Here is a 17,098-nt window from a genome sequence, read left to right as displayed (position 1 = left end):
TTTTTAAGATGGATAAAAATGCAAATGTCTCATTATCAAAAAAATATGCCTACTTAAAAAAGCTGGGTATAGTAGCCGTAAGCTAAAAGCATTAAGCGAATTAATACAGGTAAAGTCAAATTTTGATATAAAAAAAATACATTCACAATTCACAACTCATAATTCAGTACTACTATTTATTCACGATTATTGCTATAACGAAAGCTCCCAAATATATGCGTAAAATCCCTTTTGTATTTCTATTTCTTTTTTCAATTGCTTCTCAAGCTCAAGTACTCAAAAAGAAAACTACCCTGCTGATGGGCGGAAGATTTGATATTACTGTTGTTGCGAAAGATACAGCCACTGCCAAACAAAGTATTGAGGATATCATTTCTGAAATTTCTAGGATAGAATATTTAATTTCAGATTGGAAAAGTACGACTCAAATTTCGGATGTAAATCGCAATGCAGGAATCAAACCTGTGAAAGTAGATCCTGAAGTATTTGAGTTGACAGAAAGAGCACTACATTTTTCGGAAATAACAAACGGTGCTTTCGATATTAGTTTTGCGGCAATGGATAGAATTTGGAAATTTGATGGTTCTATGAAACAAATGCCAACGCCAGAGGCAGTTAAAAAATCAGTAGAAAAAGTTGGTTACCAAAATATTGAGCTAGATAAGGAAAACAGTACAATTTTTTTGAAGAAAAAAGGAATGAAAATTGGCTTCGGAGCATTAGGTGAAGGTTATGCCGCCGACCGCTGTCGCGAAATGATGTTGGCAAGAGGTATTCAGGCAGGAATTGTTAATGGCTCTGGCGATATGAATACGTGGGGAAGCCAACCAGATGGCACACCTTGGACTGTCGGAATTACCAATCCTATGAAAAAAGATACTGTTTTTGCTATCGTACCACTTGTTAAAAGTGCCGTAGTTACGTCGGGAAGCTATCAGAAGTTTGTCGTATTTAATGGAAAACGCTATTCGCACATCATCAACCCAGTAACGGGGTATCCCGCTACTGGCCTTTGTAGCGTAACGGTGTTTGGTCCTAGTGCCGAAACAGCTAATGGCTTTAGTACTTCTGTTATGGTTTTGGGAAAAGACAAAGGGTTGAAGCTATTGAAAAAACACCCTGAATACAGTGCTATCTTGATTACTGATGAGGGAAAGGTGGTAACTACTAAAAACTTGAATATTAAAGATTTTACCTTGAAATAGGAGGGTGAAGATTTTTTGATTAGGGTACGACTGAAGTCGCACCCTAATCAAAAAATTAATAACAATCCGAAAGAATTTGTTCGTGTGCTTGGTAGTGACTCAATGACTGAGAAAGCTCTTTTTCACAGATTTGTTCCAGTACGACCATCACATCTTTTTGCATAGCCAATGATCCACAAATCATAATTACGCCTCCATTCTTTAATATAGTGGCTATTTGATGGGCATCTTTTTTAATCAAATCTCCAACATACAACTTTTCAGTCTCACGAGACAAAGCAACAGTAAGGGTATTCAATTTCTTTTGTTGACTGTACTCGTCCAGCTGAGATTGATATAAACCGAGCGAAGATTTATCTCTGAACCCTGCATACAAATGACAAGGAACCTGCTTATTATTTTGACTAAGCATTCCTAAAAATGGTCCAATACCTGTACCATTACAAATCATGATGACTTCTGGACTATTTTTAGGGAAATGGAAATGGCTATTTTGAACAATTTTAGCTTTGAATGTATCTCCAGCTTTGAGTCGATGCAAAAATCCTGAGCCTAGTCCATTTTCGTGTAATCTCACACTTAACTGAATCTCACTTTTATCGATAACTCCAATCGAATACAAGCGTTCACGATGGTCGTTAGCTGGGTATATTGCCAGTAAATCCCCTGATTTCACTTTTGTCCATCTTTTCGTTTTAAACTTAATCAAGAAGGTATCGTCATGTTGATTAGAAGTATTTGACACTACTTCTAAATTCCTAAAGTTGTTGGGTTGCTTCAGCGGAGCTTTACTCGAAATACTGATGCCTGTTTTAGCTGACCAAGCTTCTGCCCAAAGTGCATAATCTTCCTCCGATTTGTCATTTACCGTATGAATATCCAACAATGGCTTCGCCCAAGATTTACTGCCTAGAGAGTGATGTACCTCATAAGCAAATTGACAGAAATCTGGATAAGCACGAGATCCAAAACCGATTACAGATATTTGAATAGAGGAAGGTTGAGAAATGTCAGTCGATAATAACTCTTGAAACTTGCTTGCACTATTTGGCGCATCACCCGCCCCATAGGTAGAGGTAAACACAACCAAATGCTCGGCACTTGGGTAGCTCTGATATTCATTGAGAGTCGAGATATAGGTTTTCTCTCCAAGTTTAATCAATTGTTGATAAAAACCATTGGCAAAATCCCATGTACTGCCATTTTCAGAACCTACTAAGATAACAAAACGGCTTTCTTCAGCTGTAAATTGGTTTTTAGATTTTCCAGAGAGTCTTTTAAACGTAATAGCAAAGCCAGTGTATATAAAAAATAGGATATTACCAGAAGCAATAGCCAAAATGATAGCCAAGATGATGCTCGCTCTACCAGTGTGTAAATCGAGGCTGAGCGTACTCATAATTTGTGTAAAAGGATATGCTTGCTGAGCAAGAATTTCTCCTGTAATTTGGTTTACGACAATTTCTCGGTCTTTGAGCTTGATGGTAAAATAATCTTCAGGATCTTCTGAAAAAGGAAATTCTATGCTTTTTACTTCTGAGAGCGATGTGTTTTTGAAGATTGGAAAATCTTCCAGTTTCTTTTGAGGAGTATCTTTTATCTTATCAAAATCAACCTCTAAGTTTACTTTAGCCACAGGAAATACTTCGAAGCGAACTAATGAGAGATAAGCCCCTGTAAGCGCAATTAAAAGAATTGGTAGTAAAGACCAACGACTCAATATGACATGGTAATATTGTGCAAAGCTATCTTTAGGAATTCCTTTAAAAAAGTTGCGTATTCCCTGCTGACGCTGAATAAGGAGTAAGATACCTGAAATAGTGATTAAGAATAGAAGGAATGCTGTGAGTCCTACAAAAAAACGTCCTAGTTCATGTAAAAATAAAGAGCGGTGTAAAGCATTAATCCATTCAAAGAAGGCACCTTTCTGCTTGGTTGCTCCCAAAAACTCTCCAGTTTGGGGATGAATATATCCTTCCTGAATATCTTTTGGAAAATCAGAACTTTTGGCTACTAAAGAATGAAAATCATCTACTTCTACCTGACTAATTGAAGGATATTGCTTTTTCCACACAGGAATACTTTCAGCCAAAGTTACTTGACTAAGAGATGGCGTTGTTGGTCTGTTGATTTTTTCTAAAGCTGGCTCAAACGACAAAATGATACCAGTAATAGCGGCAAGGGCTAGAAAAAGAAAAGAAGATACCGCCAACGTAAGGTGACTGTATCTCCAGATAGAAAGATTCATATTTTGAGAGTTGGTTGAATTAAATGCAAACGGAGAAATACATAAGAATCTTGAACAGTTGTTATCTTTTCCTCGAATAGGTTACTTAATACATAAAACACTGCTCTAAAATTTTCCCATCAGTTGTCAACAGAATTGATTAACTGATGGGAAAAACACAAAGTAAAGCCATGTTATTGAATTACACGCTATCACTTTGTGCCTGTTGTCTCCTATTCTAGTTTGCAGGACTAAATCTTACATAACGGATATAACCCGTTCCTTCACTTTTAGCCGCTAAGCCATCAGTTGTTAGTGGAACCTCCAAATCTTTTACGTAATAGGGCTTATCCTCAACGGCACTCTCAAAACGAATTTTGTAATTTGAGTTCAACTTCGCATTTTCGATTTCAAGAACAACCACACTACGGTCGCCACCTGTTACCGATGCACCTGTGATAGCGCTTAAGTTACTTGGCTTTTTTGAGAATGCTTTATGCCATTCTTTTAGGTCTTTGTACCATTTTTTGTCAGAACCTAATACATACAAAGTTTTGTCATAAGCTCCTTTAGCATCTACGATAGATACAACCATATAAGCGCCTTCGCCCATATAGTTAGTCATTTGAATCATACATTTGTATTTCGTTGTTTGTGCTTGTGTTGTGTTAGAAACACCCAACGATACGATTAATGCAATAACGGCTAGTTTTAAGAATTTGAACATTTTACTACTTTAAAAAAGTGATAGATATTTTAGATTTTGAAAGTGATTCGTTTTCTGAAGCTAAATCAAAAGCTGTTTCGTTGAAATTAGTAACGGCTTCTTTTTTAGCACCAATAGATACCAAGTATTTCATAACGGTATCGTCTTTAGCAATCATTGCTGCTTTGTGAAGCGCAGTGATTCCTTCCGAGTTTTTTGCATTTACGTCAATACCTAGTGCCTGAATACGTTTTAAAAGACCTAAGTCGTTTTTCATAACGGCCAAGTGATATAAGGTATTGCCATTTTTTTGTGGAGTGCTGGCTGTTAATCCTTTTTCTTCCAACATTTTTAGTTTGGCGTCAAAGTCTTCTGTTTTTGGCCCAAAGCCACCACGACCCTCACCACCACCTTGAGGTCCGCCTTGCGGAGCACCTTGTGGCCCTCCAGGACCGCCAAAACCACCTGCACTATAAGATTGTACCAAATAGGCTAACAAGTTTTCACCGTCTTTGTTTGTTACTTTTACATCAGCACCTTTTTCTATCAAAAACTTAACAACTTCAGGAGAGTTTCCTTTTACAGCTAGTGAAAGAGCCGATTCTCCTTTATTGTTGGTCTGATTGATGTTTGATACTTTTGATGCAAGTAAACCTAAGGTAGCTAAATCTCTGTTAGATGCCGCTGCAAATATAAACGGAGTATTACCTTCCTCGTCTGCTTGGTTTACATTAACACCTTTTGCCAAGAAATGCTCGATAATTTCCTTTTGATTAGGTCTACGAACTAAGAAATGTAAAACGTTTTCGCCAGCTTTAGTTGTCGCTGTAGGTTTTACTCCTAAACTTTCTAAGTATTCAAAAAACTCTAAACTAAGGGTTGTTCCTCTTCTACCTCCTTGCGATGCAACCACAATAGCGTTGTCGTTTGGCGTGATACCTTTTTGTACTAAGGCTTTCAAAAGGTTAACGTTTCCACTACGAGCGGCATAACCAAAAATATTATTTCCGTTTTTGTCAACACTTTTAATATCTAAACCTTTTGATACCAAATAATTAGTGATTGCCAAATCTTTATCTCCAGCAACAGCTAGTAATAAAACGTTTGCACCGTCTTGGTTTACGTCTTTTTTCAAATTTGCTCCAGCTTTCACACAAAGGTCGATTACTTCTGGTGTAAGTCCGTTGCCAGCAGCAAAGTTTAATGGAGTAGTTCCATGAGCATCAACCATACTTGCTTTTGAACCCTTGTCGATTAACAACTGCATGATTTCGATATTGCCCTTTGCTGTAGCCCAGTGCAAATAAATACGACCATCGTGAGTAATTTTGTTTACATCATTTCCAGGTTGTTCCAACAAATACTTGATGGTTTCGTTCGGCGCGCCAGAGTTGATGGCCATTACTACAGCATCCATCGCTTGACGGTTAAGTTCAGAAGGGTTACTGCCTTTTGCTACCTCAGCTTTTACAGCTTCAGCATTTGGTTGGTTTCTCCAAAATGATTGTTCTAATAAGGTATTTCTTTGAGCGCTTGCAGCGAAACTGAAAAGTGCCAAAGATGCAGCAATGAATATTCTTTTCATTTGAAATATGTATGTTTTATCGGGTTGAAGTTTTGGGACTCAAAACAAATAAGTTTTTCTTATTTAGAATTAGTACAAATATAAATTAGAATCTTTGTTTAACCATAATACTCTATTTTAAATTTAGCTAAATCACTTTATTTACTTGAAAAGAGCATTTATTGGCTTTGACCATAAAAATGATGAAAAGTAAAATTCTGTAACATTTTTTTAGGAAAATGAATAACCTACTGACAAATCGATGGAAAGAGTCGATAATGCGTAATGAGATGCTTTAAGTCAATAGCCTGCATAAAATTAGAATAAAATCATCAGTAGTAGTAAACACCCAGAGTCATTTCCTGCTAACAGGTGTATTTATTCGACCGAATGCCATATTGGATGTATGAATAACGAGATGTTTATTTAGATAATAGGGAGTAAAGAGGGTATTGTAGTCCAATTGTTTACTTATTTCGAACAGAACTGCGCAAATCAGGGCAAGTGAACAAATGGTTATTTCTTAACTTGTCGTATCATATTTGCGTTAACACTCACAAACCTCGAACATATTGATTCTGTGAAAACAAAAGCATCTTTGTTTATTCTTCTTTTGGTACTCTTTCATACAGCCCACTTACAGGCACAATCGCCTATCCGCAAGTGGACTTTTACACAACCCAAAATGGGTTCTCCTTTCTCTGTTGTGGTATATAGCAACGATTCTATTGAAGTTGCTACAACCATAAAAAAGGCTTATCTGTTGGTGGATTCGCTTAATGGCATTTATAGCGATTATGATTTGCAGAGCGAATTGAGTGTATTATCACAAAAAGGCGAAAGCCCCAAAGTTTCGAATGCTTTATGGGATATTTTGGAGAAATCCCAATATGCCTTCTCGAAAAGCAATGGTGCGTTTGATATTTCTATCGGACCTGTGGTCAGACTTTGGAGAAAAGCTCGAAAGCTCAAACAACTTCCCAGTGACTCTGCTATTCGAAATGCACAGCAGCGTGTGGGGTTTAAGTTTATAAAAATGAATCCTTCCACTCATGAAGTGAAGTTGCTTCGAAACAATATGCAACTCGACTTAGGAGGAATAGCAAAAGGATATATAGCCCAAAAAGTAGTAGATTTTTTAAAAAACGAAGGTTTAGGCTCGTCACTCGTAGATGCGGGAGGAGACTTAGCCATGGGACAAGCACCACCAAGTAAAAAAGCTTGGAGTGTTGGAGTAAATATCCCTTCCTCAGAAGAATTATTACCTCGATATTTATTTCTTCAAAATACTGCTATTGCCACATCTGGCGATATGTATCAATACGTAGAAATAGACGGAAAGCATTATTCACATATCGTGAATCCCAAGACAGGATTGGGACTTACACATCAACGTAATGTGACTGTTATTGCTCCCGACGGTGCTACTGCCGATTGGCTTGCTACAGCTTGCAGTGTTTTGTCAATCAAAAAGGCTATCAAGCTCTGTGATAGTTTTCCTAATACAGGTTTACTGATTGTAGAGAAGAAAGGTAAAGTGATTCTTAAATGGCAAAACAGCTATTTTGAGAAAATGATGGAATAGGGACAAAGTATCAAAGGCACATAGGCACAAAGTGTGTATCACGGTAGAGACGCAATGCTTGCGTCTCCATAGGTATATTCTAGGGCTCAGACGCAAACATTGCGTCTCTACTAATATAAAATTTTTAAAAATCACTCAACCACTCAATCACCAATCACTCAATAATCACAAACAAACTGTGAGGGTCTGTTGGGTAGTCTTGGAAAAAGAAAGAGTATTTTAATAAAACATATTTCTATTTAGTTTACAGTCATCTCAATTCAACTTTGCATATCAACCTCATAATTTTTCTATGAAAAAAACTCTTTTGACCTTGAGTTTATTTACCGCTGTTTTTGGTATCTCCGAAGCTCAAAACTTCCAATCTTATGAACAAACCATTCCTAATACTACTGTCAAATTTAAAATGGTAGCGATTCCAGCGGGAGAACTATCCTTAGGTAGCTCCGAAAGCGAAGCGGGACATGAGCCAGATGAATCACCACAAGTGAAGGTAAAGCTTTCAGCTTTTTGGATGGGAGCAACCGAAGTGACTTACGACGAATATCAACTGTTTTTTGAAGAGGAACGTGACCCTGAGCCCAAGCCCGATGCCATTACTCGTCCTAGTCCTCCGTACATTGATTTTACTTTGGGCATGGGAAAAGTAGGTGGTTTTCCTGCTAATTCGATGCAGCAGTATGCAGCTTTAATGTATTGCAAATGGCTCTATCATAAAACAGGTATTTTCTATCGATTACCTACAGAGGCCGAATGGGAATATGCTTGTCGTGCAGGAAGTAAAACTCGTTTCTTCTTTGGAGAAAATGAAAAAGACCTTGCTCAATATGCTTGGTATGGTGCCAACGCCGAAGGACATTATCATCGAGTAGGTGAGAAAAAGCCAAATCCTTGGGGATTATACGATATGTTGGGCAACGTAGCCGAATGGACAATGGACCAATACGATGAAGGATTTTATCAAAAACTAAGTGCAGGACAAGAGAATCCTTACTCAGAAAAGTTAAAACGCTATCCGAGTACTGTGCGAGGAGGCAACTATAAAGATGAAGCAAAAGAATTGCGAAGTGCTAATCGCCTAAAATCAGACCCTATTTGGAATCGTCGTGACCCACAAGTACCCAAAAGTAAATGGTGGAATGCCGATGCACCTTTTGTAGGATTCCGTATTGTACAACCTCTACAACAGCCTTCGGCAGAAGAAGTCGAAGCATTTTTCGCAAAAGTATTAAAGTAGGTTATGAGTGAACAGGAGCACAGGCACAAAGTGCTAAGACAAATTGCCCTTACCGAAAGACCTAAAACTATTGCGGATTTGGGATTGCTGATTTCGGAAATATGGAAAATTACCTTTATTTTTTATAAAAAAGTATCATACAATTCCGCAATCCAACATCCCAAATCCAATATTAAAATACCTCTCATTTTCTAAAACTAATTCTAACTATGAGTCAAACTAGACGCGATTTTGTTAAAAGTACATCGCTAATTACTGGAAGTTTAATTGCTGCTCCGTTTTTGTCGGAAGCAAGTATGTTTAATAGTCTTGTCGACGATACCATTAAGGTTGCCTTGATAGGTTGCGGTGGACGTGGTACAGGTGCTGCTATTCAGGCGTTGAGCACTAAGCAAAATGTGAAATTGGTTGCAATGGCTGATGCCTTCCAAGACCGTTTAGACAATTGCTACAAAGAAATTACAGGCGATGATTTCGAAAATTTGAAATCAAAGATTGATGTCCCTGCCGACAGACGTTTTGTGGGATTTGATGCTTATCTCAAAGCAATTCCTTTGGCAGATGTGGTTATCTTGACTACGCCTCCAGGTTTCCGTCCTTTACACTTTGAAGCGGCAGTGAATGCAGGTAAACACATTTTTATGGAAAAACCTGTTGCTACAGACCCTGCTGGTGTACAACGAGTACTTGCGGCTGCCGAAAAAGCAAAAGCGAAAAAGCTGAACGTCGTAGTAGGTTTACAACGCCATTACCAAACTTCTTATCGTGAACTTATGAAGCGCCTTCAAGACGGCATGGTAGGAGATATTGTATCTGCTTCGGCTTGGTGGAATAATGATGGCGTGTGGGTAAACCCAAGAAAGGCTGGTCAAACCGAAATGGAATATCAAATGCGTAACTGGTATTATTTTAACTGGTTATGCGGCGATCATATCACCGAACAACATATTCACAATATCGATGTAATTAACTGGGTCAAAAACTCTTATCCTGTCAAGGCTAGAGGAACTGGTGGTCGTGAGGTACGAAAAGGAAAAGATTATGGCGAAATTTTTGACCATCATATCGTTGAGTTTGAATATGCCGATGGGACAATTCTCAATTCTCAATGTCGCCATATCAAGGGAACTTGGGCAAAAGTAGATGAATTAGTAGTTGGTACGAAAGGTAAAATTATGTTTGATGCAGGACATATTACCGACTACAAAGGAAATACCTTATTCAAACACAATGGTAGCAAAGATCCTAACCCTTACCAAGTAGAGCACGACGAATTGTTTGAAGCAATCGCCAAAGGGCAATATAAGTTTGCCGATGCCGAAAATGGAGCCAAATCAACCATGACTTCTATTCTTGGAAGAATGGCTACTTATTCTGGTCAGGTAATAACTTGGGACAAAGCTATAAATTCAGGTTTAGACCTAGCACCAAAAACATTTGCTTGGGATGCCGATATGCCACTCAAACCAGATGCAAATGGTTTGTATCCAGTAGCAATTCCGGGTAAAACTAAGTTTGTGTAGTATTCAACTCTGAGTTATTAGTTTTCGGCTTTTGTCGAAAACTAATAACTCAGAGTTGAATACTACTGACCTATAGAGGTCATTATGTTTATCAAAAAGATTTATAAAGTCGTAGTTAAAATTATTTGTTTACATCTAGTCTATACAACTACCCTATGAAGTCAAAAATATGTATGCTCTCGATATTGCTAACTTACAGTCTCATGGTAAGGTCGCAAAGTAATAATCCTTTCAAGCTAGACTTATTAGTTGGTATAGCAAAATCATCCTCGTCTTTTGGAGGAGGTATTTCTATTGAACCTAAATATTGCTTTAACGATAAGGTATCTGTAGGATTTAAATTTGAATCAGCTAATGCCTATGGTAGTATTTCTTCAACAGGACCTATTGTTTCTGGGCCAATAAATAGCGTATCGTCCTATTTAATTACATCCGAATATTGTATTGGAAATTATGGAAGACAAAAACGAACTCGACCTTTTTTCGGCGTAGGCTTTGGTATTTACAATGCAATTTTTGAGGCTGAAAATGCTAAACGTAGGTATGATAAAATGGGAGCCTCTCTTAGAGGAGGAGTTGACATTAAACACTTCAGATTATCAGTAGAACAAAACTTCATTCTGTCTTCTTCTCAATATGAACTTAATTTTCTTACACTTAAGCTTGGTGTCACAATTGGAAGTAGGAAAAAATCGATTCCTGAATAACTGATAGCTTGTAATTAAGCTCTTTATATTTTTATTATGATTGTAAAAAGGAGTTATTGAAATAGCACAAGTATTAATTTTCTCGTTAGTAAAGAATGAATTATTGTTAAATTTTTGGCAATGCCAACGAAGTTTAGTAACATAGTGTCCTCAGAGATAAATTTGAATCTTATGTTATATTTTCAATACTCCGTAGAATTTATAATACAGCTTTCTTAACATTAAGATTCGCATTACAATCTAATTACAACAAGCTTATGCAAAACAATCAGTATTCACCTTATTACTCACAGGAGGCTGTTCAGTCCGAACAGGCTCGTTATATGACCAAAGTATTTGCTTGGATGTCTTTGGCTTTAATAGTTACAGCAGCGGTTTCATTTGGTGTAGCAAGTACACCTCAAATCGTTGACATTATTTTTAGTAGCAAGTTTACCTTTTATGGATTGATGATAGCTGAATTGGGGGTTGTGTTGTGGTTATCGTCGCGAGTGGCAACTATGTCGGCTACTTCTGCTACTGTCTGGTTCTTTCTGTATTCGATTTTGAATGGATTAACACTATCGGTCATTTTCTTTGTATTCACTGCTGATTCGATTGTTTATGTATTTGGTATTGCAGCCTCAATGTTTATGGCAATGGCGGCTTATGGCTATTATACCAAAAAGGATTTAACCTCTTGGGGTAGCCTTTTGATGATGGGTGTTATCGGTTTAGTAATTGCAGGTGTTGTCAATATCTTCTTGCGTAGCGATATGTTTGGAATGATAGTTAGTTCTATTGGCGTATTGATTTTTGTAGGCTTAACAGCGTACGATACTCAAAAAATCAAAGAGATGAATATCATCGGCAACGAAGGCACAGACGAAGATCATAAAGAAGCTATTATGGGGGCATTGACCTTGTATTTAGACTTTATCAACTTATTCTTATATCTACTTCGTTTACTCGGAAATAGAAGAGATTAATACAAAAGCATTTTTCTTAAAACTCCTCATCTAAACTTAGGTGAGGAGTTTTATTTTTGAAGAAAAGTACAGAAGTGTAATTGACTTATTCATGAAAATATGCTCAAATACTTATTGGTTTAATCACAAACTGCTCATGAAGATTTTCAGAAATATTATTTTAGGTTTCTTGGCGCTAATTGTAATAGCCGCCATCGGGACTTTTACGACAGTAGACAGAACAGAATTGCACCAGACCGAGTTTTATGCTCAAATGCAAAACTGGTTGGCTAATTATACTCCAGATACTGAGCCACAGTATGATTCGGTATATGTAGGTTGGGCAAAAGTAAACCTAACACCCTCACAGCCATTGGCTACAGCAGGATATGGCAATCGCGATGGCAAACCTTATCAGAGTGTACATGACTCTATTTATGTGCGAGCTATGGTGTTTGATAATGGTCGTAAGTTTGCGATGGTTTCTTGTGATTTGCTGATTATTCCACCCGAGGTAAGATTAAGCTTGCAAGATAAACTTGGTAAAATTGGTTTTTCATGGGAGCATGTGTTTATAGGCGCTACACATACGCACAATAGCATAGGTGCATGGGGTAAAAATGCTATTGGAGAATTATTTGCTGGAAAATACCATCCTGAAGTGGTGGAGGACATTGCGAATAAGATTGTCAAGGCTATCCAATTAGCTGATGCAAATACGACCGCTGCTGAAATCGGCTATGGGCAAATAGACGCTCCAGAGTTGGTGTTCAATAGGTTGGTTCATGAAAAAGGTACGGTAGACCCGACTTTACGTGTATTGAAAATTCATAAAGACAATGGACAAAATGCCTTGATTTGTGTGTATTCGGCACATGCTACTACGCTTAATGCTGATAAAATGGTTTTGTCAAGAGATTATCCAGGGGTTTTGGTGGATAAGCTCGAAAAAGACCAAGCCAATTTTGCAATGTTTATGGCTGGCTCTGTTGGCAGTACAGGTCCAATAGGAGAGGAGATGAAAGATGATTATGCTCAACTCAATCGTGTGGCTGATGGTCTTTACCAAAAAATTGCTAAAGTTAGTCCACAAATTAAAACTGGGCTTGTGGATAACCTTCATGCTTCGGTGATTCCGTTATCGATGCGTGACCCACAAGTACGAGTATCGCAAGACCTACGTTTTCGTCCTTGGGTATTTCAAACATTTTTTGGAGAATATCCTGCCGAAATGAAGGTGTTCCAATTGGGTAATACCATTTTTGTAGGTACACCTTGTGATTACAGTGGCGAATTGATGCCAGAAGTCCTCAAAACCGCTAAGGCTCAGCATCTAAATCTCATTGTTACTAGTTTTGATGGAAGTTATGTAGGATACATTACCGAAGACAACCATTATGATTTGAATAAATACGAAACTCGAGTAATGAATTGGTATGGTCCTCAGAACGGGCAATATTTTCAAGAAGTGATCAATAGTATTTTGACGAAAAATGCGCCAACCGTTAAGATACAAGAGCCAGAAGAAAATTGATTTTAAAATTTGGTTATTTTACTGGAAGATTTCGAGAAAGAAAGGCAGATATTAATTCTATGTAAACAAAAGTAGCTGTCTAATTTAGAATAATTCTGAATTAGCTGAAATCCTGAAAAACATCTAAGTAATCATGCTCAAGCACAATAATTCCCGAGCTTTTTCAGGTAAAAAAAACACTTCATGTAAATTTTTATCAGTAAATTGCGACTTGATTTCTGAAATTGTTGCTATGCGACCATTAAAAAGCTGTGATAGCAAAAACAATCTCACAACGAGCAAAACACAAGTCTCTCATTCAGAATATATTGACTAAAAGCACCGAGAGAAAAGAGCCGTTGTAGGCAAATTTCAAAACTTAAAGACAAAGAAATGAACTATCAACCATCAGACTACCTTCCGATTATTGTCCAAATAGGGGCAGCACTTGCATTCATCGTATTGACAATGGTGGCTACTCACTGGTTAGGACCTAAAAGACATAGCAAAGCAAAAGACGATGTATTTGAATGTGGTATCGAGTCAGTGGGAAATGCACGCACGCCTATTTCTGTAAAATACTTTCTTGTGGCTATCCTATTTGTGCTTTTTGATGTAGAAATTATCTTTATGTATCCATGGGCTGTAAATTTTAAGACATTAGGATGGGACGGCTTCTTGGAAATGGTAGTTTTTATGGGTCTTCTTTTAGCAGGCTTTATTTATGTATTGAAAAAAGGAGTGCTTGACTGGGAAAAATAATTCTCAAAGCCTCTTTCTCTATAAAACCTTCTGCCTCAACAGCTAGTTAGGTAGTAAGACATCAAATATTATTAATTGAATAAGACAATGAGTGATAGAATAATAAAGACAGTAGATGCCCCACAGGGACTAGAAGGTCAAGGATTCTTCGCTGGAAAACTAGATGACTTGGTTGGTTTGGCGAGAGCAAACTCACTTTGGCCTTTACCATTTGCTACCTCATGTTGTGGTATCGAATTTATGGCAACCATGGCTTCGCACTATGACTTAGCTCGTTTTGGTGCAGAACGTCTTTCTTTCTCAGCACGTCAAGCCGACGTTTTGATGGTAATGGGTACCATTGCTAAAAAAATGGCTCCAGTTGTAAAACAAGTGTATCTTCAAATGGCTGAGCCTCGTTGGGTGATTGCTGTTGGTGCTTGTGCTTCGTCTGGCGGTGTGTTTGATACTTACTCTGTTTTACAAGGTATCGACCGTATTATCCCTGTCGATGTGTATGTACCAGGATGCCCTCCTCGTCCAGAACAAATCCTTGATGGCTTTATGGAAATTCAGGAGCTAGCTAAATCAGAACAAAGAAGAAGAAGAGAATCTCCTGAATACAAGGCGTTGTTGTCTTCTTATGGTATTGAATAGTTATAAAGCAACACTTTATAACTAAATATCCCTTTTTCATTAGTCTATCATTTCAGCGTTTACAATGACAAACGAACAAATTGCTCAAGACTTAGTAGCGAAATTCGGAGAGGATAAAATTTACGGAATCATGGAAAATTACGGTCTTTTGAACGTAACTACCTCTGTAGATACTATTGTACCTCTTTTGCATTATTTATATCAACATCCCACTTTCAAGTTCCAATTTCTTACTGATTTAGCGGGTATCCACTTTCCCGATGCTGTAGGTCAGGAATTAGGTGTCATCTATCACTTGCATAGCCTCGAAAACAATGTACGATTGATTATCAAATTGTATGTTCCTATCGAGTCTCCAAAAGTGCCAACCATCACAGGGCTTTATGCTACAGCTAACTGGATGGAGCGTGAAGCATTCGATTTTTATGGAATTATCTTTGAAGGACATCCAAATCTTATTCGCATTTTGAATGTAGAAGATATGGACTATCATCCTATGCGCAAAGAGTATCCAATGGAGGATGCTACTCGTCAAGATAAGATTGATGCTTTATTTGGAAGATAATAATCGGTAACTATCGGGTTGCTATTCGGTAGCTCATTCACCCAAGCGAAATATGTCAGATGTTGCTTTAGTGTCGAGTCCTAATGTAGGAATCGCCAAATCAGAAGAAAACAAAAAATATGTTAATGAGTTGACCACCCTCAACCTTGGTCCTACTCACCCTGCCACCCATGGTATTTTCCAGAATATCCTTACCATGGACGGGGAGACAATCATCGATTCAGAACAAACTGTAGGGTATATCCACCGTGCGTTTGAAAAAATCGCTGAACGTCGTCCTTTTTATCAAATCACAACGCTTACCGACCGTATGAACTACTGTTCGTCACCAATCAATAATATGGGTTGGCACATGACTGTAGAAAAACTGTTGGGTATTGAAGTTCCTAAGAGAGCACAATATATGCGTGTGATTATGATGGAGTTGGCTCGTATTGCTGACCACATTATTTGTAACTCGGTACTCGCTGTAGATACTGGTGCCATGACTGGTTTCTTGTATGTAATGCAGTGGAGAGAGCATATATATGAAATTTACGAAGAACTATGTGGTGCTCGTTTGACTACCAACATGGGGCGTTTTGGTGGTATGGAGCGTGACTTCTCTGCCGAAGCTATTCGTAAAATCAAACATTTCCTAAGTGAATTCCCTAAAGGTCTTAGAGAGTTTGAAAGTTTGGTTAAGCGTAACCGTATTTTCATGGATAGAACTACAGGAGTAGGTGCTATATCTTCTGACAGAGCTTTAAATTATGGCTTCACGGGTCCAAACTTACGTGCAACGGGTGTTGACTACGATGTACGTGTCATGAACCCTTATTCTTCTTACGAAGACTTCGAGTTTGAAATCCCAGTAGGTACAACTGGTGATACCTATGACCGCTTCTTGGTTCGTGGCGAAGAAATGTGGCAAAGTTTACGCATTATTCAGCAAGCCATGGATAACCTTCCAGAAGGACCTTATCATGCTGATGCTCCTCATTATTATTTGCCTCCCAAACAAGAAGTTTATAACAACATGGAAGCACTAATCTATCACTTTAAGATTGTGATGGGTGAAATTGATGCTCCTGTGGGCGAGGTTTATCACTCTGTAGAAGGAGGTAATGGTGAATTAGGTTTTTATTTAGTTTCTGATGGTGGACGTACTCCTTACCGTTTGAAATTCCGCCGCCCTTGCTTCATTTACTATCAGGCTTTCCCTGAAATGATTAAAGGCTCAACACTTTCTGATGCTATCATTACGATGTCATCTATGAACGTGATTGCTGGCGAATTGGATACCTAGTGTTTTTCCATTTCAAACAAATCGACCCAATAGTTTTAGTAGAAATATTTAGTTAGAAGCGAAAAGGAATATTCAAAAGTATTCCTTCCGAAATGCTAATACCGAACATGACGAACACACAAACCGTTCAGTTTCCAGCAGATACGTTGGAGAGGGTACACAAAATCATCAAACGTTATCCAGAAGGTAAACAAAAGTCAGCTTTACTTCCAATTTTACACTTAGCACAAGCTGAGTGGCGTTGGTTGAGTTCTGAGGTAATGGACTATGTAGCTGGCTTATTAAATATTAAGCCAATCGAGGTTTATGAAGTAGCCACATTTTATACGATGTTCCACCTTGAGCCTGTGGGTGAGCATGTAATTGAATACTGCCGTACAGGCCCTTGCTGCCTAATGGGCGGTGGTGAAGTGTATGACCACTTAAAGAAAAAATTGGGTGTTGATACTGGTGGTACTTCGGCAGATGGCAAGTTTACAGTAAAAGAAGTAGAATGTCTTGCTGCTTGTGGCTGGGGACCAGTTTTTCAGATTCGTGAGAAGTACTATATGAACCTTACGACAGAAAAGGTAGATGCCATCATCGAAGATCTTTCAAAATAATTATAATAAATCATTTGATACTTAATTCCTC

At 38.0% G+C, this 17,098-nt stretch carries 15 protein-coding genes; 12 read left to right on the top strand and 3 right to left on the bottom strand.

Annotated elements, in window-relative coordinates:
* Positions 1-215 precede the first annotated feature (215 nt).
* Entirely contained in the window at positions 216-1,205 is a 990-nt protein-coding gene (locus tag GVN22_RS14490) for an FAD:protein FMN transferase (RefSeq protein WP_240915660.1), read from the top strand.
* Between the two features lie 55 nt (positions 1,206-1,260).
* On the opposite strand, the gene GVN22_RS14485 is transcribed toward GVN22_RS14490, so the two are convergent.
* From GVN22_RS14485 to GVN22_RS14475, 3 genes are all read right to left on the bottom strand, one after another.
* Positions 1,261-3,453 (bottom strand): PepSY domain-containing protein, encoded by a 2,193-nt coding sequence (locus GVN22_RS14485; RefSeq protein ID WP_166551724.1) that lies wholly within the window; start codon positions 3,451-3,453, stop codon positions 1,261-1,263.
* Positions 3,454-3,670: 217 nt separating this feature from the next.
* Positions 3,671-4,159 (bottom strand): DUF2271 domain-containing protein, encoded by a 489-nt coding sequence (locus GVN22_RS14480; protein WP_166551723.1) that lies wholly within the window; start codon positions 4,157-4,159, stop codon positions 3,671-3,673.
* Positions 4,160-4,163: 4 nt separating this feature from the next.
* Positions 4,164-5,723: an ankyrin repeat domain-containing protein gene (locus GVN22_RS14475; RefSeq protein WP_166551722.1), complete on the bottom strand. Its 1,560-nt coding sequence runs from the start codon at positions 5,721-5,723 to the stop codon at positions 4,164-4,166.
* 559 nt (positions 5,724-6,282) lie between these two features.
* Between GVN22_RS14475 and GVN22_RS14470 the strand changes: the two genes are divergently transcribed.
* From GVN22_RS14470 to nuoE, 11 genes are all read left to right on the top strand, one after another.
* Complete coding sequence (locus GVN22_RS14470; RefSeq protein WP_166551721.1) at positions 6,283-7,287, top strand: FAD:protein FMN transferase; 1,005 nt, start codon at positions 6,283-6,285, stop codon at positions 7,285-7,287.
* A gap of 292 nt (positions 7,288-7,579) precedes the next feature.
* Complete coding sequence (locus GVN22_RS14465; RefSeq protein WP_166551720.1) at positions 7,580-8,524, top strand: SUMF1/EgtB/PvdO family nonheme iron enzyme; 945 nt, start codon at positions 7,580-7,582, stop codon at positions 8,522-8,524.
* Between the two features lie 209 nt (positions 8,525-8,733).
* Complete coding sequence (locus tag GVN22_RS14460) at positions 8,734-10,047, top strand: Gfo/Idh/MocA family protein (protein ID WP_166551719.1); 1,314 nt, start codon at positions 8,734-8,736, stop codon at positions 10,045-10,047.
* Positions 10,048-10,250: 203 nt separating this feature from the next.
* Positions 10,251-10,754, top strand: coding sequence for a hypothetical protein (locus GVN22_RS14455; RefSeq protein WP_166551718.1), 504 nt, complete (start codon positions 10,251-10,253; stop codon positions 10,752-10,754).
* A 257-nt stretch (positions 10,755-11,011) separates the two neighbouring features.
* Positions 11,012-11,722, top strand: coding sequence for a Bax inhibitor-1/YccA family protein (locus GVN22_RS14450; protein ID WP_166551717.1), 711 nt, complete (start codon positions 11,012-11,014; stop codon positions 11,720-11,722).
* A 136-nt stretch (positions 11,723-11,858) separates the two neighbouring features.
* Positions 11,859-13,235, top strand: coding sequence for a neutral/alkaline non-lysosomal ceramidase N-terminal domain-containing protein (locus GVN22_RS14445; RefSeq protein WP_166551716.1), 1,377 nt, complete (start codon positions 11,859-11,861; stop codon positions 13,233-13,235).
* 372 nt (positions 13,236-13,607) lie between these two features.
* Positions 13,608-13,976: an NADH-quinone oxidoreductase subunit A gene (locus tag GVN22_RS14440; protein ID WP_095161391.1), complete on the top strand. Its 369-nt coding sequence runs from the start codon at positions 13,608-13,610 to the stop codon at positions 13,974-13,976.
* A gap of 87 nt (positions 13,977-14,063) precedes the next feature.
* On the top strand, positions 14,064-14,612 hold the full coding sequence (locus GVN22_RS14435) for an NADH-quinone oxidoreductase subunit B (RefSeq protein ID WP_095161392.1): 549 nt from the start codon (positions 14,064-14,066) through the stop codon (positions 14,610-14,612).
* Positions 14,613-14,676: 64 nt separating this feature from the next.
* A complete protein-coding gene (locus GVN22_RS14430) occupies positions 14,677-15,177 on the top strand; it encodes an NADH-quinone oxidoreductase subunit C (protein ID WP_166551715.1) in 501 nt (166 codons plus the stop codon).
* A gap of 52 nt (positions 15,178-15,229) precedes the next feature.
* Entirely contained in the window at positions 15,230-16,465 is a 1,236-nt protein-coding gene (gene nuoD, locus GVN22_RS14425; protein ID WP_166551714.1) for an NADH dehydrogenase (quinone) subunit D, read from the top strand.
* 107 nt (positions 16,466-16,572) lie between these two features.
* Positions 16,573-17,067 carry an NAD(P)H-dependent oxidoreductase subunit E gene (gene nuoE, locus GVN22_RS14420; protein ID WP_166551713.1) on the top strand — a complete coding sequence of 165 codons (495 nt, stop codon included), beginning with the start codon at positions 16,573-16,575 and terminating at the stop codon, positions 17,065-17,067.
* The last annotated feature ends 31 nt before the right edge of the window (positions 17,068-17,098 follow it).

This window comes from Cellulophaga sp. BC115SP (assembly GCF_009905545.1).
GTDB lineage: Bacteria > Bacteroidota > Bacteroidia > Cytophagales > Spirosomataceae > Flectobacillus > Flectobacillus rivi.
Note: the sequence above shows the minus strand (reverse complement) of the source record. Positions and strands in the feature narration are given on the sequence as shown.